Source organism: Aeromonas sp. s7(2024), assembly GCF_040907825.1.
Taxonomy (GTDB): Bacteria; Pseudomonadota; Gammaproteobacteria; order Enterobacterales; family Aeromonadaceae; genus Aeromonas; species Aeromonas veronii.
The window spans coordinates 315601-337411 of sequence record NZ_JBFOCM010000016.1 but is presented as its reverse complement, the minus strand read 5'-3'; the positions used below and the strand labels follow the sequence as shown (position 1 = coordinate 337411).

Here is a 21811-nt window from a genome sequence, read left to right as displayed (position 1 = left end):
GCAGCAGATTACATCTGGTCGATCATGTCCTGAGCAAACTGGGAGCAGGAGCGCAGGGTGGCCCCTTCCATCAGACGCTCGAAGTCATAGGTGACGGTCTTGTTGCGGATCGCCGCTTCCATCCCCTTGATGATGAGATCGGCCGCTTCGACCCAGCCCATGTGACGCAGCATCATCTCGGCGGAGAGGATCAGCGAGCCCGGGTTGACCTTGTCCTGACCGGCATATTTCGGCGCAGTGCCGTGAGTTGCCTCGAACAGGGCCACGCCGTCACCGATGTTGGCACCCGGTGCGATACCGATACCGCCCACCTGCGCGGCCAGCGCATCGGAGATGTAGTCACCGTTGAGGTTCATACAGGCGATGACGTCATACTCGGCCGGACGCAGCAGGATCTGCTGCAGGAAGGCATCGGCGATGACATCCTTGATGACGATGGTCTTGCCGGTTTTCGGGTTCTTGAAGGAGCACCATGGGCCGCCGTCGATCAGCTGGGCACCGTACTCGTTCTGAGCCAGAGCATAGCCCCAATCCTTGAAGGCACCTTCGGTGAACTTCATGATGTTGCCCTTGTGCACCAGGGTCACGGAGTCGCGATCGTTGTCGATGGCATACTCGATGGCAGCACGCACCAGACGCTCGGTACCGGCCTTGGACATCGGCTTGATGCCGATCCCGCAGGACTCGGGGAAGCGAATTTTCTTCACGCCCATCTCGTTTTGCAGGAAGGCGATCACCTTGTTCGCTTCGGCGCTGTCGGCCTTCCACTCGATACCGGCGTAGATGTCTTCGGCGTTTTCGCGGAAGATCACCATGTCGGTCAGATCAGGACGCTTCACTGGGCTCGGGGTGCCGTCGTAGTAACGCACCGGGCGCAGGCAGATATAGAGATCCAGCTCCTGACGCAGGGCTACGTTGAGGGAGCGAATACCGCCACCGACCGGAGTAGTCAGCGGGCCCTTGATGGCCACGCAATATTCACGAATGAAATCCAGGGTTTCGGCCGGCAGCCAGGCACCTTCGCCATAGACATGAGTCGATTTCTCGCCGGTATAGATCTCCATCCAGGCGATCTTGCGCTCGCCCTTGTAGGCTTTCTCGACCGCAGCATTCACCACATTCAACATGGCCGGGGTTACGTCAACACCGATGCCATCCCCTTCAATAAACGGAATGATCGGATGGTTGGGAACCTGCAGCTTGCCGTTGGCATCGACTGTGATTTTCTGACCTTGGGTCGGGATTACTACTTTGCTTTCCATCGGCATCTCCTAACTTCCGTTTGTTATCAACTTGTTTGTTGCGCGCGGCCATCTTAGCCCATTCATTTTCATAATAAAATGACAAGAAAGCATGTCAGACCAAAGAGGTAGCCACTCGCCAGTACGCCGTCACCACGCCTTCCCGACCCCACCCAGTTATCCCTCCAGCTCGCTGGCCGCAGCCTGCGGCTGACTCAGGGAACGGTACTGGGAAGGGGTCAAGCCGGTCTTCTGTTTGAACACCCGGCAGAAGTAGTTCACGTCACTGTAACCGCAGCGACTGGCCACCTCTTCAAGACGAAAGCGGTACTTTTTCAGCATGAATTTGGCCCGATCTATCCGCACCCAGCTGATGTAATCGGCAAGGCGCATATGACCCTGCTCGCGAAACAGGTGGGAGAGATGGCTGGCTGAAACGTTGAAGCGGTGGGCAATGGAGTCACGGGTGATGGGACGGTGAAAGTTCTCCTGGATATAGATGCAGATCCCGTGAAATAGCTCTGCCCCCCGTGGCCGATCCGTGGCGGACTCCAGCAACAGCTGACGGGCACTCGCCAGCAGAGCCTGCAGCAGGTGATCATCGGTGGGGGAGCGACCGGGATCCTCGGTCAGTACGTTCAGCGCCGCCAAAATGTGTTCGATCACATGGCCCGCCCGCGCCATGATGCTGTGCTTTTGCACATCGAAAAAGTCCGGATCTTCACGGCGCTTGCTCACCAGACTGAACCCCAGCTGGCGTTTGCCAAAGAGCAGGCTCAGCACCGAGCAGTCGGTGGTCCAGAGCGGCTTGTTCCAGCCGTTGGGGGGAATATAGAGCGCCTGTCCCGGCAATACGCAGATCTCCCTAACCCCCTCCTCCCTGTCCCAGATCTGGTTGAGATACTCACCGCTGAACACCAGTTCGAGGCGGGGAAAGTTGACCTGATAGCTGAAACCCGGGGGTACCCCCTGTTCACTGGCGAACCAGATTTGGTCAAATGGAACCTGTTCGCTCAGGGCTCCGTCGAGCAGTTGGCTGAAGATGAGAGACATGGTGATCCTGATCAAGAGAGAGGCAAGCGGTTGCAGCGCGCACGACCGCCCATGTTATAGTCCGGTCCACAGCAGCAATGCCACCCTTTTCTGCACCCGATTTTCTTCAAACTAGACGAGGCGTCCCTTATGAGCAGTAGCGATCTGCCCTCCTTTCTGTTGATGCAAAACCCGATTCAAGGCTATGACTGGGGCAGTCATGACTCCCTCACCACCCTGTTTGGCATTGCCAATCCGGAGGGCAAACCCCAAGCCGAGCTCTGGATGGGCGCCCACTCCAACGGCTGTTCCGACGTAGTCGTGGCGGGCCAGACCCAGAAGCTCTCGACCCTGATCGAGTGCGCCCCCGCCGCCGTGCTGGGTGAGGCTACCCTCGCCCGTTTTGGCAGCCTGCCATTCCTGTTCAAGGTGCTGTGCGCCGAGAAGGCCCTCTCCATTCAGGTGCACCCGAGCAAGGCTCAGGCCGAAGCGGGCTTTGCCAAGGAAGAGGCTGCCGGCATCGATGCCAAGGCAGCCAATCGCAACTACAAGGACCCGAACCACAAGCCCGAGCTGGTGTTTGCCCTCACCCCCTATCAGGCGATGAACGGTTTTCGCGCGATCCCGGCCATTCTGGCACTGTTCGAGCGGGTCAATCTGGCGGCCATCGCCGATCTGACCGCAGCCCTTGCCGCCAGCCAGAATGAAGCGGGGCTGCAGCACTTCTTCCACCAGCTGCTGGTACTGGAAGGGGCGCGCAAGGAGGAGGCGCTGGCGGGGCTGCTGGCCTTTGCCAGCGAGCATCAGGATGAGGAGACCTTTGCCCTCATCACCAGTCTGGCGGCCCAGTATCCGGGCGACGTCGGACTCTTCTCGCCGCTGCTGCTGAACGTGGTGACCCTCAAGCCCGGGCAGGCGATGTTCCTCGATGCCTGCACCCCGCACGCCTATGTACGCGGCACCGGCCTCGAGATCATGGCCAACTCGGACAACGTGCTGCGCGCCGGTCTCACCCCCAAATACATCGATGTTACAGAACTGCTGGACTGTACCCGCTGCCTGGCCAAGCCGGACGACCAGATCCTGCTTGCTCCCCATGTTGAAGGAATGGTGCAGCACTTCGAGGTACCGGTACCGGACTTCACCTTCAGCGTCTATCCGGCAGGCGAGCACCAGCTCACTACAACCAGCGCCGAGATCCTGTTTGCCATCGATGCCACCGTGATCCTCAAGCGCGGCGATGAGACGCTGCGTCTCGAGAAGGGTCAGTCTGCCTTTATCCCGGCCGCCACCGGCAGCTACCAGCTGCTGGCCGAAGGGCGGGTCGCTCGCGCCGGCAACCGCTGCTAACGAGCACATCCCGGGCGATGCCCCCACCCGAACATGCGCAAGGGCCATCAATGATGGCACTTGTTTTTTATCCCCATCCATCCCCTTTCATCGCTTCACAACACGGTTGACCAGACTCTCAGAGTTATCTCCCTCCCAATTAATGACAATAAAATCACTTGAGGCGCCTGCTATTTGCCAACCAGCTCACACTATTGACCCATAACAAATCACACAAATATCCATTCCATCACAGAAAACTCATCATCGACCTAGACACTCAGATAAGATTTCGCACGAACGAAACCAAACTAAGTAATTAATAATAAATAATTAAATTCATATTCACATCGAATTTAATCATCACGCTAAAACGAGATGAGAGTCACAGCTCATTCTTGCCAGCACAAAAATCCAGTAAACGGCACATTTGTCCGATTTCGGCACCGCGCCAACGGGAGAACAATATCCATGTCAATTGTTCCCCCCATCATGCGGCTCGGCAACGGAGCCAGGAGTGTAATATGTTACCCACCATGACCAACGGCAGACTCATCTGCCTGGAGTTGAAGGCCACCAGCAAGGAGGCCCTGTTCGACGAGATGGCACAGATGCTGGCGCGCGATGGCGCCGTGTCTGATCAACAGCAATTCGTCAAAGATGTCTGGGCTCGCGAGCAGCTGGACTGCACCGGCTTCGAGCAGGGTGTCGCCCTGCCCCACGCCAAGAGCAAGGCGGTTAGCCGCCCGGCCATTGCCATCGGTGTCAGCCGTCAGGGGATCGAGTACGGTGCCGAAGATGGCAAGCCGACCCAGCTGATCTTCATGATCGCCTCCCCGGATGGCGGCGCCAACCACCACATCGAAGTGCTGGCCGAGCTCTCTACCCGTCTGCTGGAACCCGGTTTCATCGAGCAGATGAAAGCGGCCACCACCGTTGAGCAAGCCCTGACCCTGCTCAAGCAAGGTCCGAAAATGGAAAAACCGGCGCCAGCCGCCAAACCGGTTGCCACTGCACCGGCTGAGCCCGAAGAGCGCACCTTCAAGGATCGCCTCAACACCATGAAGCAGCACCTGCTGTTTGGTACTTCCCACATGATCCCCTTCATCGTGGCGGGCGGTGTATTGCTGTCGCTGTCGGTGATGCTGAGCGGCAAGGGCGCCGTGCCGGAAGCGGGCTTCCTTAAAGACATGGCCACCATGGGTATCGCCGGTCTGACTCTGTTTACTGCCGTACTGGGTGGCTACATCGCCTACTCGCTGGCTGACAAGCCGGGCCTGGCCCCGGGCATGATCGGCTCCTGGATTGCCGTTCAGCACTATCAAACCGGTTTCCTCGGCGCCATTCTGGTGGGTTTTATCGCAGGTTTCGTGGTCAATCAGCTCAAGCGGATCAAGTTGCCTGACTCCATGACCTCGCTTGGTTCCATCTTCATCTATCCGCTGATCGGTACCTTCCTGGTGTGTGGCATCGTGATGTGGGGGATCGGTGCCCCGATCGCCGCCATGATGGAAGGGATGAACCACTGGCTTTCCAGCATGGCGGGCTCAGGTAAAGTGATGCTGGGTGCCATTCTGGGTGGTATGACTGCCTTCGATATGGGCGGCCCGGTCAACAAGGTTGCTACCCTGTTTGCCCAGACTCAGGTCAACACCCAGCCCTGGCTGATGGGCGGCGTCGGTATCGCCATCTGTGTACCGCCGCTGGGTATGGCGCTGGCGACCTTCATGTCTCCGAAGCGTTACAAGAAAGAAGAGCGTGAATCCGGTAAAGCGGCCGCCATCATGGGCATGATCGGTATCAGTGAAGGTGCTATCCCGTTCGCCGCTGCTGACCCCATGCGTGTTATCCCGGCCATCGTCGCAGGCGGCATCGTCGGCAACATCACCGGCTTCATGATGCACAGTATCAACCACGCCCCCTGGGGTGGCTGGATTGTCCTGCCGGTTGTTGAAGGCAAGATGGGCTACATCCTGGGTACCATCCTCGGCGCCCTGACCACCGCCATCATCGTCAACCTGCTGAAGAAGCCGGTGAGCGAAGAAGATGACGTGACCGCCACCCACACCAGCTTCGAAGTCATTGAAGCGGAAGGAGAAGCGGACGTACTGGCCATCACTGCCTGCCCGTCTGGCGTGGCCCACACCTTCCTCGCCGCCAAGAGCCTGCAGAAGGCCGCCGCCAAGCAGGGGATCAAGATCAAGGTCGAGACCCAGGGCGCCAACGGCATCATCAACCGCATCACCGCCAAGGATGTCGCCAATGCCCGCTGCGTCATCTTCGCCCACGATGTGGCGATCAAGAACCGCGAGCGCTTCACCAATATCGAAATCATCGATGTGAAGACCAAGGAGGCGATCCACAATCCGGAAGCACTGCTGGCCCGCACGCTGGGCAACAAGGCAAACGCCGCCTGATAGCAGTCAGACAGCTCATCACAAGGGGCCCATCGCGGGCCCCTTTTCGTTGTCTGCCGAGCAACCGCACATCATCCCACCGACCAAGCCACTGATTTAAAACATATTAACCAGTCACATCACGGATCTTGGCGAGCCGTCACAGAACGGTGACGTGTAAAAAAACAGCAATTGAAGCGCTGGTCAGATCTCATGTCAAATGGCTCCGCCTACTAAACTGGAGCATCACAAAAATGATAAAAATCAATAAATTGGTTCTGGCTGTTACTCTCACCCTCACTGCCACCCCCTTGCTGGCCGCCCACTGGGCGTGTGGCGACCACGTGCGCTTTGGTCTGCCCTCCGAATCGGATCAGAAGCTCTGCCGTGAAGGGTATGCGGTCGGCTACAACTACGACTACAAGGTGGCGGACTGGGTCTCCTACCGAATGACAGCCCAGAGCGCACAGGGCACAGTGCCGCGCAAGGATGCCTTCGCCGAGGACAGGGAGATCCCGGTTGCCTACCGCGCCACCCTCTCCGACTACAAGGGCTCGGGCTACGACCGTGGCCATCAGGCCCCGGCGGGGGACATGAAATCGAACAAGAACACCATGAAAGAGAGCTTCCTGCTGAGCAATATGACGCCGCAGATCGGGGTGCTCAACCAGAAGGCGTGGCGCGTGCTGGAGGACAAGGTGAACAAGTGGGCGGTCTCCCGCAAGGATGTGCAGGTGATCACCGGCCCCATCTTTACCGGCTCTGAAGAGTCCATCGGTCAGGGTGTGGCGATCCCGAGCGCCTACTACAAGATCGTGATGGACCCGGCCAGACTGCAGGCCATCGCCTTTATCATGCCGCAGGAAGAGGTGCCCATCAGCCAGATCGCCGACTACCGGGTCTCGGTACGCGAGGTGGAAGAGCAGACCCAGCTCAACTTCTTCAGTGATATGCCCGAAGAGCAGCAAGAGACGCTGGAAGCCCGCATCTCCCCGATGTGGAACTGACCGCGAACAGCTCATCCGCAGATAGATTGACACCCCATCTCTCTTGAATCGCGATAGAGGGAGGGGTCAGCGCCCCTCCCAGCAGGGGGAGTTACGTTCCTCCTGCCATTTTCAGATGGCTGCTGACCCGTTGCGGCCACTGTTGCGGCCATTTTTGCGGCCACTAGTGTGGCATCACCCGACGACCAGCCCCGACTCACAGTTTACCGCACCGTTAACTGGTATATTGCCCCCTCTTTGGCACTAACAGACTGAATTGACGCATATTTGCCTTATCCCATCGGCCCACACGCCGGCGCACTACGGCGCGATTCAGCCCGACAGAGGACCTTTTGATGAAACAGACCCTTCTTGCCCTCACCCTCGGCGGCCTGTTGGCGCTCTCGCCCCTCGCCCTGCAAGCGGCCGAGAGCTCGATGCAGATGGAGCACAACCTCAATACCCTGGTCAGCAAACGCCAGGCGGTGGACATGCTGCTCGGCGAAGCGCTGCAGATCTACAAGTCGCCAGCCAAGATCTCCCACGCCGGTTTTACCGCCAAGATGCCGAGCAATATGGAGCTGGTGACCGAGCGGCTGCTGGCCGCCTACCAGCTTGAACCCTACCGCACCGACCTGCTCATCTCGGCGGCCAACGCCCAGATCTACAACGGCAACCTGAGCCGCGCCATCACCTTGCTGGAGCAGGCGCAGGCCGTCGCCCCCGATGATCTCGACATCAACAGCTATCTCGCCATCTGGCAGTTGGTGAAGGGTAACAAGGAGGCTTCCCGCAGCTATCTGGCGAAAGTGGCGGATCGCAACAGTGGCCGCGCCGCCGATCTGGAGGAGATCATCGCCCGGGTGCAGCGGATCACCGCCGCCCCGCTGCAGACCGAACTGACCGAGGATCAGCTCAAGGCCACTAGGGAGGGCAAACGCGCCATCGTCACTCTGGGCTACGCCCTCAATCCCGACGGCAGCATGGACAAGATCCTGCTGGGCCGCCTGCAAACCACCCTTGAGCTGGCCAAGGCCGACCCGGAAGCGCTGATCATCCTGACCGGTGGCGTGCCCCAGAACCGCCAGACCGAGGGCAAGCTGATGGCCGACTGGCTGGCCAACCACGGCATCGACCGCAGCCGCCTGATTGAAGAGAACTACGCCACCAGTACGGTGGACAACGCCCTCTACAGCGCCTATGCCCTCGCCCGCCACCAGATCAACTATGCGGTGCTGGTGAGCTCCGCCAGCCATGTGCGCCGCGGTCAGACGGTGCTGGAAATCGCCTGCGACCAGATTGGCCCGGCCAACATCAAGGTGGCGAGCGTCAGCTACCCCGACAAGCCCCTCGAGGAGCTGGCTACCCCGAGCGAGAGCGAGCTGCTCGGCATCTACCGCGACGCCCTGCGCACCTACGGCATGTGGAGCTCCCGCTCCGCCCCGCTGATTGAGCGTTGATCGGCCATCAAAACGAAAAAGAGAGGGAGGCGTGATGCCTCCCTCTCTTTTTATTGACCGATGATTGGCCAAGCCGCGCCCGTTAGCTGACGATAAAACCCTGCGAGGGGGCCGCTTTGGGATCGTCACCGAAGCGGTTTGGCCCCTGCTGGCCGTTGCAAACCATAAAATAGATAAGCACCAGAGTGCCTATGATGGGTACCAGAGTACCTATGGTGGGTACCAGAATACCTATGATGGGTACCAGGACCAGCAGCAGCCACCAGCCACTGCGGTCGGTGTCGTGCAGACGACGCACCGCCACCGCCAGCGAGGGCAGCAGCACGGCCAGCGAGTAGATGCCGCTGATGAACTCCTTGTCGCCGCCAATCAGCTTGTCCACCATGCCGAGCAGTTGCATGACGATGACGTTGCACAGCACAAACATCCAGTATTCGGTGCGACGGGCCCGCCCGCTGAATACCGCATATTGCTTGAGGACCGAGATGTACCAGTTCATTGCGCCTCCTGAGTGGCCTTTATGCCTATGAATAAAAAGAGAGTCGATAAAACAAGTAGTTAAGAGCTTAGCGCGATCATCCCCCCGAGTCGACAATGATGCCCGAACGCCTCCCAAACTAATCAGCTGCGGCAATCATTGACCGACCGAGCCGGAAGATAATTTGCCCTGCAACAGGGCAAATCATCCCCATCAGCGCATCACTCTCGTCACAAGCAGGAAAATGGTGCTTAATAATCCATTAGCAATCGTATGGACTCAGCGTGAGGATAGCGGTAGATTCGGCGCCCAATCCTGAACAGGATCTGTGTCTCCCTCCCATAATGAATCCACTTATTCATTACTTCTCCTAACACAGGGATAGCCATGAGTATTACACGCAGAGATTTTCTCAACGGCGTTGCCATCACCATTGCGGCAGGCGTCGCCCCCATCAATCTGCTCAAGGCTGCCGAAGGCGGCAGCACGCTGGCGGATAAAACCCTGGCCTACCCGCCCGCCTTCACCGGCCTGCGCGGCAACCACCCGGGCTCTTTCGAACCGGCCCACAGCATCGCCCGTGACGGCAAGCAGTATGATTTTGCCAATATACCCCTTGAGGGGGAGTACGATCTGGTGATCGTCGGCGCCGGGATCAGCGGCCTGGCCGCCGCCTGCTTCTATCAGCAACTGCTCGGCGCGAATAAGAAGATCCTGCTGCTCGACAACCACGACGACTTTGGCGGCCACGCCAAGCGCAACGAGTTCACCACCCCCGATGGCCTGCGTCTGGGTTACGGCGGCAGTGAGTCCCTGCAATCACCGCGTTCGGTCTACAGCCCGGTGGCGCTCGGTCTGCTCAAGGCGCTGGAGGTCAACATCGACGAGCTGGCCGCCGGTTTCCAGCAGACCTTCTATCCGGATCTGGGGCTGAGCCGTGGCGTCTATTTCGACGAGAAGCACTTTGGCGTCAACAAGATAGTGAACGGGGATCCGGGTCACAACGTGGCGGATGACATCCCCCGCGATCGCCTGAACGGTCGTCCGCTGGCAGAGTTTATCGGTGACTTCCCCCTCGATGATGCCGACAAGGCCGCCCTGTTAGCCCTGCACGAATCGAAGATCGACTACCTGAGCGGCATGACCCGCGAGCAGCAGGACGAGTGGGTGACCCGCAACAGCTACACCACCTTCCTGCGCGATAAAGTGGGCCTCAGCGAGCGGGCGATCACTTACTTCCAGCAGCGCACCAACGATTTCCAGGCGGTCGGCATCGACGCCACCGCCTGCGCCGATGCGCGCCTCTGCGCCTTGCCGGGGTTCGACGGCCTCAATCTGACGCCGCTTGATGCCGAGGAGCAGGCGGAGCTGGACGATCCCTACATCTTCCACTTCCCCGATGGCAACGCCGGTCTCACCCGCCTGATGGTGCGCAAGCTCATTCCGCAGGTGGCGCCGGGTCACACCATGCAGGATGTGGTGCTGGCCAAGTTTGACTACAGCAAGCTCGACCTGCCTGAGCACAAGGTGCAACTGCGACTTGGCAGCACGGCGTTGCAGGCCAAAAACGTGCGCCTCGCCGACGGCAAGCTGGCGGTGGATGTCACCTACATCAAGGAGGGGAAACTGCACCGGGTACGGGCCAAGCAGTCGATCATGGCGGGCTACAACATGATGATCCCCTACATGGTGCCCGAGATGCCGGAGCCCCAGAAGGAGGCGCTGCGCCAGAATGCCAAGGCGCCGCTGGTCTACACCAAGGTGGTGATCAAGAACTGGCAAGCCTTCGTCAAGCTGGGGGTACACGAGGTCTACTCCCCCGCCGCACCCTACAGCCGGGTCAAGCTCGACTATCCGGTCAGCATGGGTGGCTACGAGCATCCCAAGAGCCCGGATCAGCCGATGTGCCTGCACATGGTCTATGTGCCGACCCTGCCGGGCAGCGGTCTGTCGGCCCGCGAACAGTCCCGAAAGGGGCGCGCCATGATCCTCGGCATGCCGTTCGAACAGCATGAGCAGATGATCCGCGAACAGCTGCAAGGGATGCTCGGCAGCGCCGGTTTCAACCATGAGCAGGATATCCTCGCCATCACGGTCAACCGCTGGTCTCACGGCTACTCCTATGTCACCAACACCCTGTTTGATGACGAAACACAGTGCGAAAAATGGATTGAACTGGGTCGCCAGCCGATCGGCAACATCACCATCGCCAACTCGGATGCAGGCTGGAGCCCCTACGCCCACGCCGCCATCGACGAAGCGTGGCGCGCCGTCAACGAGCTGGTTGCCATGAGCAAGGGAGGTGCCCAATGAGCCGCGCCCTGTCACTGACCGCCAGCGCCCTGCTGCTGGCCCTGCCCGCCCTTGCCGCCAACGCAGCCCCCGCCATGTCTGCGGGGGAATACGTGGCCAAGCTGGGCGATTGCGCCGCCTGTCACACCAGCGAGACCAGCAAGCCGCTGGCGGGCGGCAAAGGGTTCCCGACCCCCATCGGCACCGTATTTGCCACCAACATCACCCCCGACAAGACCCACGGTATCGGCAACTACAGCCTGCCGGAGTTCATCAAGGTAATGCGTGAAGGGGTGGCCCGCGATGGCCATCGCCTCTATCCGGCCATGCCCTACACCGCCTACGCCAAGATGAGCGATAAGGATCTCGAAGATCTCTATCACTATCTGATGAAGGAGGTACAGCCGCTGGCCATCGCCAACAAGGAAAGTGACATCCCCTGGCCCCTCAACATGCGCTGGCCGCTGATGGGCTGGAACTGGGTCTATCACGATGACAGCCGCTTCACCCCGGTGGCGGGCAAGAGCGAAGAGTGGAACCGCGGCGCCTATCTGGTGCAGGGTGCCGGCCACTGCGGCAGCTGCCACACTCCCCGCGGGTTTGGCATGCAGGAGAAAGCGCTGACCGAGGCGGATCCCGTCTACCTGAGCGGGGCGGCGCTGGATGGCTGGTATGCCCCCGATATTCGCGGCAGCCGTTACAGCAAGCAGGCGCTGATCGATCTGCTGAAAACCGGCCGCAGCCAGCATGAAGCGGTCGCAGGCCCCATGGGGGAAGTGATCACTCACAGCAGCCAGTATTTCAGCGACGCCGATCTGGCCAGCATCGCCACCTATCTGACCGATCTGAAAGATGAACCGGTGGCGGAGAAAGGGGCCCGCGCCTACGCCAGTGCCAGCGGCAAGGCGGACTACGCCATGTACTGCTCCACCTGTCACGGGGTCAACGGCCAGGGCAATGACCACGTCATCCCCTCGCTGGTCAACAACCGCACCGTGCTGGCGAGCGATCCGTCGAGCCTGATCAACGTGCTGCTGCACGGTGCCGAGACCCCGGTCACCCACGGCCATTTGGGTTACCACATGCCGGGCTATGGCTGGACCATGGATGACGAGCGGCTCGCCGAGCTGGTCAACACCCTGCGCGCCTCCTGGGGCAATGAAGGCACCGCCGTCAAGGCGGCGGCGGTCAAGGCCCAGCGCGAGCTGCACGGCAAGGAGTAAGGGCTGTCAGCTCTCTCTTGGCCAAGTGCCATAAAAAACGGGCCTCCACTGGAGGCCCGTTTGCTATTGATGAACCAGGTTCCGGTGCTTATCCCTTGCGGGATTTGGGCCCCGGCAGCGGCGCCGTTGGCTGGCGGTAATCGCCATAGGGGAAGATATTGCGAAAACGCTGGGCCACCGGCTCGGGGATGGAGCGGGAGAAGATCAGCTTCACGCCATCGCCATCACGCTGCCCCACAATGCGACCGCGCACCGTGTCGTGGCGCAGGATCTGCTTGGCATGCTCAATAAAGGCGGGTGACACCTTGCCCTGCTTGACCACTACCTTGCCGGGTGCAAGACGGATCTCGAACAGGGCGCCACGCCCCAGCTTCATCAACCACCAGATCAGCGCAATCGCCACTATCAAGGAAATCCAGGCCATCTTCATCCCTCCCAAGCTCTTGATATAAGGCAGTATAAGCGGCCGTGCGCTCCGATTGTTTGGCGCCGATCACAGCCCCCGCGTCAGCACAATAGCGCCTCTTTGCTCAGCAATCCTTGCCCCAGCCCACCAGCGTCTCGCGATAGAGCGCCAGCAAGGCTTCATCGCGCACCGCCACCCCGACCTGCTGCGAACGATAGGCTGCCCAGTCATCGTGGGAGTGGCGTTTGCCATCGAACTTTTGCAGGGTGTGGCCGATGGCCGGGCCGCTGGTGATCACCCGCACCGGCCCCTCGCGCAGGGTAAAGAGGGTCGGATCAATCACATAGGCGATGGCGGACGGATCGTGAACGTGGCAACCGGAGAGCCCCAGCTTCTCGGAGTAGAAGCGCAGGTAGAAGCGGCTGACATCCCACAGGAAGCGGCCCGGCTCCCCCGCCTTGTCCCTGAGTTCATCCAGATAGGCGCTGCTGAAGAAGCTCTGCTGGGTCACATCCAGCCCGATGATCACCACAGGCCAGTCGGCGGTAAAGACCCGGTCGGCGGCATCGGGATCGTCGTGGATATTGGCTTCGGCATAGGGGGTGACGTTGCCGCGATGGCCGTTGACGCCAAAGGCTCCTCCCATCACTACCACCTGTTTCACCAGCGAGACAATCTCGGGCGCCTGTTGCAGCGCCAGCGCCAGATTGGTCAGCGGGCCGATAGTGACGAGGGTGATCTCCCCCGGCGCGGCTTTCACCGCCTCGACAATATATTGCCAAGCGGGGCGGGGGTCCGGAGCGATAGTCACCTCTCCCGCCTCCATGTCGCCAAAGCCGCTCGGGCCGTGGACTATGGTGGTGGGGCCAACCGGCTCGCGCAGCAGCGGGGCGGCCGCGCCTTTGGCCACATCCGCCTTCATGCCGTACTTCTGCTTGAGCCAGAGGGCGTTGCGGGTGCCATTGTCGATGGTGGCGTTACCAAAAACTGTGGTGATGGCGAGCAGCTCGATGGCGGGGTGGGCCTCGGCAAACAGGATGGCCATGGCATCGTCGATACCCGGGTCGGTATCCAGAATGATTTTATGGGTCATGAGCAATTCCTACGGTAACAAACCCTGCGACAAAAGGGAGAGTCTACCCGGCTGACGGTCTCGTATCCCGGCATGGGATCACAGACCGGGCCTTTGCTCCCGGCAGCGGGGGCGCTGCTGGCGACAATCTGCACAAAAAACGGCGCGGCCCTGTTGCCAGCGCCGCGCCCTTTATCGTTGTTCGTTATCTGCTATCTGGCAGTGATCTGCCTGACTACGCCCCTCAGTGCTTGCGATGCCAACGCGGTGAGGTCGCCTTCTCCCCCCAGGGGGTGACGCAGGGGAGCAGTGCCCCTTCAATCACCATCTCGCTGCCTGCCAGCGCCTCGGCGATCTTCTGGTGCAACACCCGCAGTACTTTACCCTCGTGCTCGGCCAGAGAGTGGCCCGCGGCAAAGAACTCCGGCTGATATTGCAATGCCAGCTTCTGGGCGAATTCGTAGGTGTTGAAGCAATCCGGCATCCGCTCAACCACATCTTCAAGCCGGGCCAACAAGCTGTTCAGTTCCCTGGTCATAGTGCTCTCTCCGTGTAGGTTAATAGCCAAAAACTACCCCTTATTAGATAAGTCACCAACGAGCAAACCACAAAAGTGTGGGGAGACACACAGTTCTCTCTTGCGTCCGGCTCGCGGTGAGCGGCAGACAGCTTGCCAGCTTTACATTCCGGTAACAAACAGCTAGATTTAGACCGACCAATCAGTCGGTCATTTTTTATACGGAGAACAACATGGGTGCGGCGCAGCTTCAACACACTCCTGAGGATATCCTCGCCATCAAATTGTCCCTGCCGGATCAGCTGGCACGGCTCAAGCGGGCGAGTCTGGCTCACCCCATGCCTACCCTGACCGAGCGCCGTGCGCAGCTGACCAAACTCAAGCAGGCGTTGCTCGCCCACAAGAGGCAACTGTGCGAAGCGCTGGCAGCAGATTATGGCCAGCGCAGCCACTACGACAGCCTGATCGCCGATGTGCTGCCCTGCATCATGCAGATCAACTACACCCAGAAGCGGCTCAAACGCTGGATGCAGCCCCATCGTCGCCATGCCGGTCTGCTGCTGGCCCCCGCCAAAGTGGAGGTGCACTTCCAGCCGCTCGGGGTAGTCGGCATCATAGTGCCGTGGAACTTTCCGGTGATGCTGAGCCTCGGCCCCCTCATCACCGCCATCGCGGCAGGGAACCGGGCGATGCTGAAACTCTCCGAGTTCACCCCTCATACCAACGCCGTGCTGCGCACCATGCTCACCAGCGTGTTTGACGAAAACGAGATCGCCATCATCGAAGGGGATGCCCAGATGGCAGCGGCGTTCAGCTCACTGCCGTTCGATCACCTGCTCTTTACCGGCTCCACCATGGTGGGCAAGCTGGTGATGGCCGCCGCCGCGCCCCAGCTCACCCCCCTCACCCTTGAGCTGGGTGGCAAGAGCCCCTGTCTCATCGCCCCCGACATGCCAGTCGCCACCGCGGTCGAGCGGATGATCTTCGGCAAGAGCCTCAACGCCGGGCAGATCTGCGTCGCCCCCGACTATGTGCTGCTGCCCCGCAGCGAGGTGGATAACTTTATCGCCGCCTATCGCCGCCACTTCAGCAAGCTCTACCCGCAGGGGCTCAATAGCGCCGACTACGGCGCCATCATCAACGACCGCCAGTATCAGCGCCTCGTCAGCTGGCTGGATGAAGCCGAGCAGGCGGGAGCCCAGCTCCACCCCTGTGGCAACCCGGCCCGCGATGACCAGCGTCGCCTGCTGGTGCCCCACCTGCTGACCGGGGTGCCGGGTCAGTGTCAGGTGATGCAGCAGGAGATCTTCGGCCCGCTGCTGCCGCTCATCCCCTACGACACCCTGGAGGAGGCGCTCGCCTATGTGGCTGAGCGGCCCCGCCCGCTGGCCCTCTATCTGATGAGCTTCGATCCCGAGCTGCAGGCACGGGTGACCCGGGAGACCCACTCCGGCGGCATGGCGATCAACGAGAGCCTGTTTCAGGTGGCGGCCGACGATGTGCCGTTTGGCGGCATCGGCGCCTCCGGCATGGGCCACTACCACGGCCACGAGGGGTTTCTTACCTTCTCCAAGGCGAAAACCGTGCTGACCCGCGGCAAGTTCACCACCGGCTCCCTGATCCATCCCCCCTACCACAGCTGGATCCAGAAGCTGATGATGGCCTTCTTCCTGCGCTGATGGAGATGACCATGAACCAGGCTATCCCGCAGCCACAAAACATGACCGACAAGCGCCGCCAGATCCTGGATGCCGCCCTCGCCCTCTGCGCCGAAGATGGCCTGCAGGGGGCCGCCACCGCCCGTATCGCCAAGGCTGCCGGGGTGGCCAACGGCACTCTGTTCCACCACTTTCCGAGCAAGGAGGCGCTGATCCTCGCCCTCTATCAGGATGTAAAGACCCGGATGGGGAGCGCCATCCATGAAGCAGACCCCACCCTGCCGCTGTACGACCAGACCCGCCACTACTGGCAGCTGGCGATGGAGTGGATGCAGGCTAACCCCAATGAGCTCAAATTTGTGCTGGGTTTCTTTCACTCCCCGCTGCTGGCCAGACCGGCCCGCAGCCAGATCCTGAACGATGCCCTGCGCTTTCTGCCTGCCCTGCTGGCAAAGGGGCAGGCCAGCGGCGAGCTGATGCAGGCCCCCGCGCCACTGTTGCTGGAGGTGTGTCAGGGCCAGTTCCTAGCCTGCGCATCACTGTTTGTCGATCAACCGGAGCTGGGAGAGGACGACTACTGGCAAGCCAGTGCGTTCGCCCTCTTCTGGTCAGCTATCTCAGGAGCCAATCCTCATGCGCCTTTCCATACCAACATGGACGTTTGAATCTGCGGCAGCCCTTGGCCGCCGCCTCTGGATCACCACTCTGCTCTGGGTGGTGGGTCGTACCCTCTGCCGCGCCGCCCGCACCGATGAGGCGGTACGCCGCGAATTGGCGCCGTTGCCGGACGGGCTGGCTATTCGCCTCGAAGTGGGCGGCATCGACTATGCCATGAACATGCACAAGCAGGGTGGCCGCTGGTATCCCGGCGCGCCAGCCGCCCCCCATGCCACCATCCATCCGCTGCGGGTGCGCTTCAAGCACCCCAATATCGCCTTTCGCGCCCTGAGCTTTCGGCTCGGGGTCAATCAGGCATTTGGCGAAAACCGGCTGCTGGTGGAGGGGGATCTGACCGTTGCCATGCATCTGGTGCGGGGACTTGAGCAGTTGCAGTCCCTGATCCTGCCCGCCTTTATCGCGCGGCCGCTGCTGCGCCACTATCCCGCCCCGACCAACAAGATCGGCCGGGCCTGCAACATCTATCTGGGTCTGGTGACCGGCTAACGCGCAAGGAGCCTTGAAATGAGCCGCTATTACGATTTTTTCTGCCCGGTCAAACTGCTGGCCGGTGAACAGGCGCTGGAGCAACTGGCCAGCGAGCTGGCCAGCCTCGGGGCCCGTCGCCCGCTGCTGCTGACCGACAAGGGGGTCAATGCCACCGGCCTTGCCACCCTGCTGGCCAATGTGCTGGCCGAGGGGGAGCTGCCGGTCGCCGCCATCTGGGACGAGATCCCGGCCGACTCTTCCACCGCCGTGGTGGAGCGGATCGCCAAACGCTATCGCGAGCTCGACTGCGACAGTCTGGTGGCGCTGGGGGGCGGCTCGGTCATCGACACAGCCAAGGCGGTCAACATTCTCACTTCCATGGGGGGGGATCATCTGCTCGACTACTCGGGCGCCGGTTGCCTGACCCGTCCCCTCAAGCCGCTGGCGGTGGTGCCCACCACGGCGGGCACAGGATCAGAAGTGACATTGGTTGCAGTGATCAAGGATGAGGCGAGCGGGCGCAAGGTGCCCTTCACCTCCCCCTTCCTGCTGCCCCAGCTGGCGGTGCTCGACCCGCGCCTGACCCAGGGGCTGCCCCTCAATATCACCGCCGCCACCGCCATGGACGCCATGACCCACGCCATCGAGGCCTTTATCGGTACCGCCAAGAACCCGGTGAGCGATGCGCTGGCCCTGATGGCAGTGGAGAAGATCGCCAGCGCCCTGCCGCAAATCATCCACGACCCGCAAAACAAACAACTGCGGCTGCAACTGGCGGAAGGCTCCACGCTGGCTGGCATGGCTTTTTCCAACTCCATGGTGGGGCTGGTGCACGCCCTCGGCCACAGTCTGGGAGCCCGCTGCCATCTGCCCCACGGGCTGTGCATGAACCTCTTTTTGCCGACCGTGCTCGACTACAACCGCCCTGAGGTGGATAGCGAGTTGGCCCGGCTGCTGTTGCCGCTGGTGGGGGCAGAGCGCTTTGCTGCCACCCCGGCCCATCAGCGGGCGGAGGCGACCATCACAGCCATTCGTACCCTGCGCGACACCTTGTGGCAAGCGGTCAAGCTGCCGCGCACCATGAGCGAGGCAGGGGTAAGCGATCGCTCGCTACTGACCGAGATCCGCGATCTGGCGGTCAACGACGGTGCCCTGCTGTTCAATCGCAAGGATGCCGACCGTGAGCAGTTACTTACCCTGCTGGAGCGAGCCTGGGCCTAGTGGCTAATCGGCCGCAACCTCACAAATAAACTGGAATGGCGCATCAGGATGGTGCGCCAACAATGAAAAGAGTTGATCAAAATCCTCTTGGTTCTTTTTGCTCGCGTGGTTGTGGCTATACCAAATAGCCCCCGTATCCCCCATCCACAATGAGATTCTCTTGGCCAACAACAGCCGAATTTTTCTATTTTTACCTGCCGTTTCAAACTGAGCCTTGAGTTCAGGGTTGGATGCATCAGAAATCGCAATCTGCCGCTGATCTGGGCTGTTCTGACTTTGAGCCAACACCTTCCGGGTAACTTTCAACATTACCGTGTCCATTTTTACCTCTTCCGAACTTGCTGATTATTGCCACATCGATTCGTGCCAAGATAAAAGCCAGAGAGCAAGAGCTGGCTCAATAATCCTGATAACAATCGATACATCATCCACTATCTGTTCTATACCTTGGCTAACAGTTATGTTGTGCCGAGAGACCCAACTTTATGCCAGAGGTGCCCACCATGAGCGACATCATCCATCAGGCCAACCAGCAGCAGTTCATCTGTATGGTGGAGGGGAAAGAGTCGAGACTGCGCTACCGGCGGCTCGATGCCAAGACCATCGACGCATACAGCACCTTCGTGCCCCCCGAGCTGCGGGTGCAGGGGATTGCCGATCAGCTGGCGCGCGCTTTCTTCAACTGGACTCAGGCGGAGGGGCTCACTATAGTGCCGAGCTGCCGCTACATTGATGTCTGGTTACGCCGCAATGCCAACAACTGAACCTCTGAACTCCGCCCTCGAACAGCAATTCCAAGCCAAAACAGAAGCCCTGCTGCGGGCCGATCCGCAGCGGATGGCCTGCCTGCAAGCAGCGGCCGAGCTCAATCTGCCCGACTGGGCGCTGGGAGCCGGTTTTATCCGCAACCTCATCTGGGATCACCTTCACCACAAGGCGGTGCCCACCCCGCTCAACGATATCGACCTTATCTATCTCGATAAAAGCGACCCGCAAGGGCTGGCCGAAGCGGAGCACGAAGCTTGGCTCGCCAAACGCCTACCCGGCCAGCAGTGGGAGGTGCGCAATCAGACCCGCATGCACACGCGTCAGCTGGTAGCGCCGTTTGCCAGCAGCCTTGAGGCGCTCAGCCACTGGGTCGAGGTGCCCACCTGCATCGGCGTGCGCCTGAATCAGGATGGCGAGTTCGAGTGGCTTGCCCCCTACGGCTTTACCATCAACTGGTCGCTGCAAGTGAGTGCCAACCCCAGATGTCGCCAGGACAAACAGATTTTTACCCAGCGCATCAAGGAGAAACGCTGGCAGGCTATCTGGCCTGACCTTCAGGTAAACTGGCCATAACCTGATTGCAATCTTTCGATAACCTTGGGCACACTAGGGGAAAAGCTGGTTGTAACTCAATGGGTTAAATAATGCGCGACTTCTTCTCTCTCGAACGCTGGCTACCGGGCCTCGCCGCCCTGCTGCATTACCAGCGCGCCTGGTTGATGCCAGATCTTCGCGCCGGACTCTCGGTGGCGGCCGTGGCACTGCCCGTCGCCATCGCCTATGCCGAGCTTGCCGGGGTGGGTGCCATCGTCGGTCTCTACTCCTGCATCCTGCCCATGCTGGTTTACGCCCTGTTTGGCACCTCCCGCCAGCTGATTGTCGGCCCCGATGCCGCCACCTGCGCGGTCATTGCCGCCGTGGTGACGCCGCTGGCTGCAGGCGATCCGACCCGTCACTGGCAACTGGTGATGACCATGACCGCCATGACCGGCTTCTGGTGCCTGATTGCCAGCCGCTTCAAGCTGGGGGTGCTGGCGGACTTTCTCTCCCGCCCGATCCTGATGGGGCTGCTCAATGGTGTGGCCATCACCATCATGGTGGGCCAGCTCTCCAAGATCTTCGGCTTCACTTTCAGCGAACGTTACCTCATCGAGCGGATCGCCAGCGGGGCAACCTATATCACCCAGACCCATCTGCCGACCCTGGCCATGAGTCTGGTGGCTCTGCTCACCTTGCTGCTGGCCAAGCGCTACAAACCGGCATGGCCCTCCTCCATGGTGGCCATGGTGGTGACCGCTGCGCTGGTGTGGGGCTTTAATCTCGGCCAGTTTGATATCGCCACCCTGGGGACGGTGGGCTCCGGCCTGCCCGCGTTCCAGATGCCGGAATTTCCCCCCGGTCTGATGCGGGAGCTGGTACTGCCTGCGCTTAACCTGGCCATGGTGAGCTTCGTCTCCATGATGCTGACCGCCCGCAGCTTTGCCGCCAAAAACGGTTACGAGATAGACGCGGACAAGGAGTTTCGGGCCCTCGGTATGGCTAACCTCGCCTCGGCGGTCTCACAGGGTTTTGCCATCAGCGGGGCGGATTCACGCACCGCGGTCAACGACGCCAACGGCGGCAAGAGCCAGCTGGTCTCCATCATCGCTGCGGCGGTGATCGCCCTCATCACCTTCTATCTGACGGCGCCGCTCAAATATATACCCACTGCCGCCCTCGGGGTGGTGCTGGTGATGGCCTCTCTGTCGCTCACCGATTTTCGCGGTCTCTGGGCCCTGCGCCACTCCGATCGATCCGCCTTCTGGCTGGCGCTGGTCACCTTTATCAGCGTGCTCACCATGGGAGTGATCCCGGGGATCACCCTCGCCGTGTTGCTGGGCTTGTTCCAGTTCCTGCGCAATGTGATGCGCCCCACCGACCAGCTGCTCGGCATGGATGACGAGGGGGTAGTGCGTACCCTGGGGGACAACGAACAGGCCAAAGCCATTCCCGGCATTCTGGTCTATCGCTTCAACTCGCCGCTCACCTACTTCAATGCCCCCTATTTCAAGCGGCGGGTGCTGGCCCTGCTGGTACAGGATCCCCGAGCCCCCAAGTGTCTGGTGATCGATGCGGTCGCCTGCTTCACCCATCAGGACATCAGCGTGATGAGCATGGTGGGAGAGCTGCACAAAGAGCTGAAACGGCGCGGCATCCATATGGTGATGGCGGGTCGCCACGGCCAGATGACTCACTGGTTAAAGCAGGCTGGCGTGCGGGTAGGCGATGAGGGGATCATCCTCTGCCCCGACATGTATCAGGCGCTGCGCCTGACCCGCTGCTATCGCGAGCCGGTGTTCAAGGATGATGCGGTGGTGGAGAGCACCACAGATGCCATCCGCTCAAATTGGCCGCAGGATGATGCCCTGCCCGACTCGGCGCGCCTCACCCTGCCAAGCGAGCAGGAGGCGGGCGCCACGCCTGCCTGATCCCTTGGCCTGCTCCCCTGGCCGGTGCAATCCTGCACAAGGATTGCACCGGCCTTGGCCTTGGTGTTAAATGCGCCCCCAGAGGGCACTCCCCCGTGCACTCCCAGCTGTTGGACAT

Annotated in this window: 20 protein-coding genes; 13 read left to right on the top strand and 7 right to left on the bottom strand. The window is 60.7% G+C overall.

Translation table 11 applies throughout. The features are described from left to right. Nucleotides 1–8 precede the first annotated feature (8 nt). Both icd and AB5Y73_RS06510 read right to left on the bottom strand, forming a co-directional pair. Nucleotides 9–1262 (bottom strand): NADP-dependent isocitrate dehydrogenase, encoded by a 1254-nt coding sequence (gene icd / locus AB5Y73_RS06515; RefSeq protein ID WP_005347179.1) that lies wholly within the window; start codon nt 1260–1262, stop codon nt 9–11. A gap of 156 nt (nt 1263–1418) precedes the next feature. Further along, nucleotides 1419–2294, bottom strand: coding sequence for an AraC family transcriptional regulator (locus AB5Y73_RS06510; RefSeq protein WP_162895378.1), 876 nt, complete (start codon nt 2292–2294; stop codon nt 1419–1421). A gap of 129 nt (nt 2295–2423) precedes the next feature. On the opposite strand from AB5Y73_RS06510, the gene manA reads away from it, so the two are divergent. From manA to AB5Y73_RS06490, 4 genes are all read left to right on the top strand, one after another. Beyond that, nucleotides 2424–3623 (top strand): mannose-6-phosphate isomerase, class I, encoded by a 1200-nt coding sequence (gene manA / locus AB5Y73_RS06505; RefSeq protein ID WP_118854021.1) that lies wholly within the window; start codon nt 2424–2426, stop codon nt 3621–3623. A 503-nt stretch (nt 3624–4126) separates the two neighbouring features. Beyond that, on the top strand, nt 4127–6019 hold the full coding sequence (locus AB5Y73_RS06500; protein WP_181497439.1) for a PTS fructose transporter subunit EIIC: 1893 nt from the start codon (nt 4127–4129) through the stop codon (nt 6017–6019). 233 nt (nt 6020–6252) lie between these two features. After that, on the top strand, nt 6253–7005 hold the full coding sequence (locus AB5Y73_RS06495; protein WP_201957733.1) for a DNA/RNA non-specific endonuclease: 753 nt from the start codon (nt 6253–6255) through the stop codon (nt 7003–7005). Between the two features lie 335 nt (nt 7006–7340). Beyond that, nucleotides 7341–8444 (top strand): YdcF family protein, encoded by a 1104-nt coding sequence (locus tag AB5Y73_RS06490; RefSeq protein WP_181497441.1) that lies wholly within the window; start codon nt 7341–7343, stop codon nt 8442–8444. An 82-nt stretch (nt 8445–8526) separates the two neighbouring features. On the opposite strand, the gene AB5Y73_RS06485 is transcribed toward AB5Y73_RS06490, so the two are convergent. Further along, nucleotides 8527–8943, bottom strand: a complete 417-nt coding sequence (locus tag AB5Y73_RS06485) for a DUF805 domain-containing protein (RefSeq protein ID WP_021230688.1) — start codon at nt 8941–8943, stop codon at nt 8527–8529. A gap of 366 nt (nt 8944–9309) precedes the next feature. Here AB5Y73_RS06485 and AB5Y73_RS06480 point away from each other — a divergent pair, with 366 nt between their 5' ends. Then, nucleotides 9310–11235 carry an FAD/NAD(P)-binding protein gene (locus AB5Y73_RS06480; RefSeq protein ID WP_244775892.1) on the top strand — a complete coding sequence of 642 codons (1926 nt, stop codon included), beginning with the start codon at nt 9310–9312 and terminating at the stop codon, nt 11233–11235. Continuing rightward, nucleotides 11232–12437, top strand: coding sequence for a cytochrome c (locus AB5Y73_RS06475; protein ID WP_181497443.1), 1206 nt, complete (start codon nt 11232–11234; stop codon nt 12435–12437). Before AB5Y73_RS06480 ends, AB5Y73_RS06475 begins: the two co-directional genes overlap by 4 nt. 88 nt (nt 12438–12525) lie before the next feature. On the opposite strand, the gene AB5Y73_RS06470 is transcribed toward AB5Y73_RS06475, so the two are convergent. From AB5Y73_RS06470 to AB5Y73_RS06460, 3 genes are all read right to left on the bottom strand, one after another. Beyond that, nucleotides 12526–12861 carry a DUF3634 family protein gene (locus AB5Y73_RS06470; RefSeq protein WP_005353195.1) on the bottom strand — a complete coding sequence of 112 codons (336 nt, stop codon included), beginning with the start codon at nt 12859–12861 and terminating at the stop codon, nt 12526–12528. A gap of 106 nt (nt 12862–12967) precedes the next feature. Continuing rightward, the gene (locus AB5Y73_RS06465) at nt 12968–13936 is read right to left on the bottom strand and encodes a nucleoside hydrolase (protein ID WP_181497444.1); all 969 of its coding nucleotides are present in this window, start codon (nt 13934–13936) and stop codon (nt 12968–12970) included. A 223-nt stretch (nt 13937–14159) separates the two neighbouring features. Next, the gene (locus AB5Y73_RS06460) at nt 14160–14453 is read right to left on the bottom strand and encodes a hypothetical protein (protein ID WP_005353197.1); all 294 of its coding nucleotides are present in this window, start codon (nt 14451–14453) and stop codon (nt 14160–14162) included. Nucleotides 14454–14665: 212 nt separating this feature from the next. Here AB5Y73_RS06460 and AB5Y73_RS06455 point away from each other — a divergent pair, with 212 nt between their 5' ends. From AB5Y73_RS06455 to AB5Y73_RS06440, 4 genes are read left to right on the top strand one after another with little or no spacing between them, the layout of a single operon-like run. Then, nucleotides 14666–16111 (top strand): coniferyl aldehyde dehydrogenase, encoded by a 1446-nt coding sequence (locus AB5Y73_RS06455; RefSeq protein ID WP_279499260.1) that lies wholly within the window; start codon nt 14666–14668, stop codon nt 16109–16111. An 11-nt stretch (nt 16112–16122) separates the two neighbouring features. Then, the gene (locus AB5Y73_RS06450) at nt 16123–16755 is read left to right on the top strand and encodes a TetR/AcrR family transcriptional regulator (protein ID WP_181497446.1); all 633 of its coding nucleotides are present in this window, start codon (nt 16123–16125) and stop codon (nt 16753–16755) included. Next, entirely contained in the window at nt 16724–17254 is a 531-nt protein-coding gene (locus AB5Y73_RS06445; RefSeq protein WP_181497447.1) for a hypothetical protein, read from the top strand. The genes AB5Y73_RS06450 and AB5Y73_RS06445 overlap by 32 nt, the downstream gene beginning before the upstream one ends. Nucleotides 17255–17272: 18 nt before the next feature. After that, entirely contained in the window at nt 17273–18457 is a 1185-nt protein-coding gene (locus tag AB5Y73_RS06440; protein WP_064341884.1) for an iron-containing alcohol dehydrogenase, read from the top strand. 3 nt (nt 18458–18460) lie between these two features. Here AB5Y73_RS06440 and AB5Y73_RS06435 read toward each other — a convergent pair whose 3' ends face one another. After that, nucleotides 18461–18766 carry a hypothetical protein gene (locus AB5Y73_RS06435; protein ID WP_146163476.1) on the bottom strand — a complete coding sequence of 102 codons (306 nt, stop codon included), beginning with the start codon at nt 18764–18766 and terminating at the stop codon, nt 18461–18463. Nucleotides 18767–18960: 194 nt separating this feature from the next. On the opposite strand from AB5Y73_RS06435, the gene AB5Y73_RS06430 reads away from it, so the two are divergent. The 3 genes from AB5Y73_RS06430 to AB5Y73_RS06420 all read left to right on the top strand — a co-directional run bounded on the left by AB5Y73_RS06430 (nt 18961) and on the right by AB5Y73_RS06420 (nt 21693). Then, nucleotides 18961–19221 carry a GNAT family N-acetyltransferase gene (locus AB5Y73_RS06430; protein ID WP_005337747.1) on the top strand — a complete coding sequence of 87 codons (261 nt, stop codon included), beginning with the start codon at nt 18961–18963 and terminating at the stop codon, nt 19219–19221. Then, a complete protein-coding gene (locus AB5Y73_RS06425) occupies nt 19208–19798 on the top strand; it encodes a nucleotidyltransferase family protein (protein WP_118854023.1) in 591 nt (196 codons plus the stop codon). Before AB5Y73_RS06430 ends, AB5Y73_RS06425 begins: the two co-directional genes overlap by 14 nt. Before the next feature lie 71 nt (nt 19799–19869). After that, the gene (locus tag AB5Y73_RS06420) at nt 19870–21693 is read left to right on the top strand and encodes a SulP family inorganic anion transporter (RefSeq protein WP_021230679.1); all 1824 of its coding nucleotides are present in this window, start codon (nt 19870–19872) and stop codon (nt 21691–21693) included. Nucleotides 21694–21811: the final 118 nt, after the last annotated feature.

Excerpts from the sequence above, each read along its gene's own strand:
- icd (WP_005347179.1), bottom strand. The coding sequence starts at position 1,262 with ATGGAAAGCAAAGTAGTAATCCCGACCCAAGGTCAGAAAATCACAGTC.
- AB5Y73_RS06510 (WP_162895378.1), bottom strand. The coding sequence starts at position 2,294 with ATGTCTCTCATCTTCAGCCAACTGCTCGACGGAGCCCTGAGCGAACAG.
- manA (WP_118854021.1), top strand. The coding sequence starts at position 2,424 with ATGAGCAGTAGCGATCTGCCCTCCTTTCTGTTGATGCAAAACCCGATT.
- AB5Y73_RS06500 (WP_181497439.1), top strand. The coding sequence starts at position 4,127 with ATGTTACCCACCATGACCAACGGCAGACTCATCTGCCTGGAGTTGAAG.
- AB5Y73_RS06495 (WP_201957733.1), top strand. The coding sequence starts at position 6,253 with ATGATAAAAATCAATAAATTGGTTCTGGCTGTTACTCTCACCCTCACT.
- AB5Y73_RS06490 (WP_181497441.1), top strand. The coding sequence starts at position 7,341 with ATGAAACAGACCCTTCTTGCCCTCACCCTCGGCGGCCTGTTGGCGCTC.
- AB5Y73_RS06485 (WP_021230688.1), bottom strand. The coding sequence starts at position 8,943 with ATGAACTGGTACATCTCGGTCCTCAAGCAATATGCGGTATTCAGCGGG.
- AB5Y73_RS06480 (WP_244775892.1), top strand. The coding sequence starts at position 9,310 with ATGAGTATTACACGCAGAGATTTTCTCAACGGCGTTGCCATCACCATT.
- AB5Y73_RS06475 (WP_181497443.1), top strand. The coding sequence starts at position 11,232 with ATGAGCCGCGCCCTGTCACTGACCGCCAGCGCCCTGCTGCTGGCCCTG.
- AB5Y73_RS06470 (WP_005353195.1), bottom strand. The coding sequence starts at position 12,861 with ATGGCCTGGATTTCCTTGATAGTGGCGATTGCGCTGATCTGGTGGTTG.
- AB5Y73_RS06465 (WP_181497444.1), bottom strand. The coding sequence starts at position 13,936 with ATGACCCATAAAATCATTCTGGATACCGACCCGGGTATCGACGATGCC.
- AB5Y73_RS06460 (WP_005353197.1), bottom strand. The coding sequence starts at position 14,453 with ATGACCAGGGAACTGAACAGCTTGTTGGCCCGGCTTGAAGATGTGGTT.
- AB5Y73_RS06455 (WP_279499260.1), top strand. The coding sequence starts at position 14,666 with ATGGGTGCGGCGCAGCTTCAACACACTCCTGAGGATATCCTCGCCATC.
- AB5Y73_RS06450 (WP_181497446.1), top strand. The coding sequence starts at position 16,123 with ATGAACCAGGCTATCCCGCAGCCACAAAACATGACCGACAAGCGCCGC.
- AB5Y73_RS06445 (WP_181497447.1), top strand. The coding sequence starts at position 16,724 with ATGCGCCTTTCCATACCAACATGGACGTTTGAATCTGCGGCAGCCCTT.
- AB5Y73_RS06440 (WP_064341884.1), top strand. The coding sequence starts at position 17,273 with ATGAGCCGCTATTACGATTTTTTCTGCCCGGTCAAACTGCTGGCCGGT.
- AB5Y73_RS06435 (WP_146163476.1), bottom strand. The coding sequence starts at position 18,766 with ATGTTGAAAGTTACCCGGAAGGTGTTGGCTCAAAGTCAGAACAGCCCA.
- AB5Y73_RS06430 (WP_005337747.1), top strand. The coding sequence starts at position 18,961 with ATGAGCGACATCATCCATCAGGCCAACCAGCAGCAGTTCATCTGTATG.
- AB5Y73_RS06425 (WP_118854023.1), top strand. The coding sequence starts at position 19,208 with ATGCCAACAACTGAACCTCTGAACTCCGCCCTCGAACAGCAATTCCAA.
- AB5Y73_RS06420 (WP_021230679.1), top strand. The coding sequence starts at position 19,870 with ATGCGCGACTTCTTCTCTCTCGAACGCTGGCTACCGGGCCTCGCCGCC.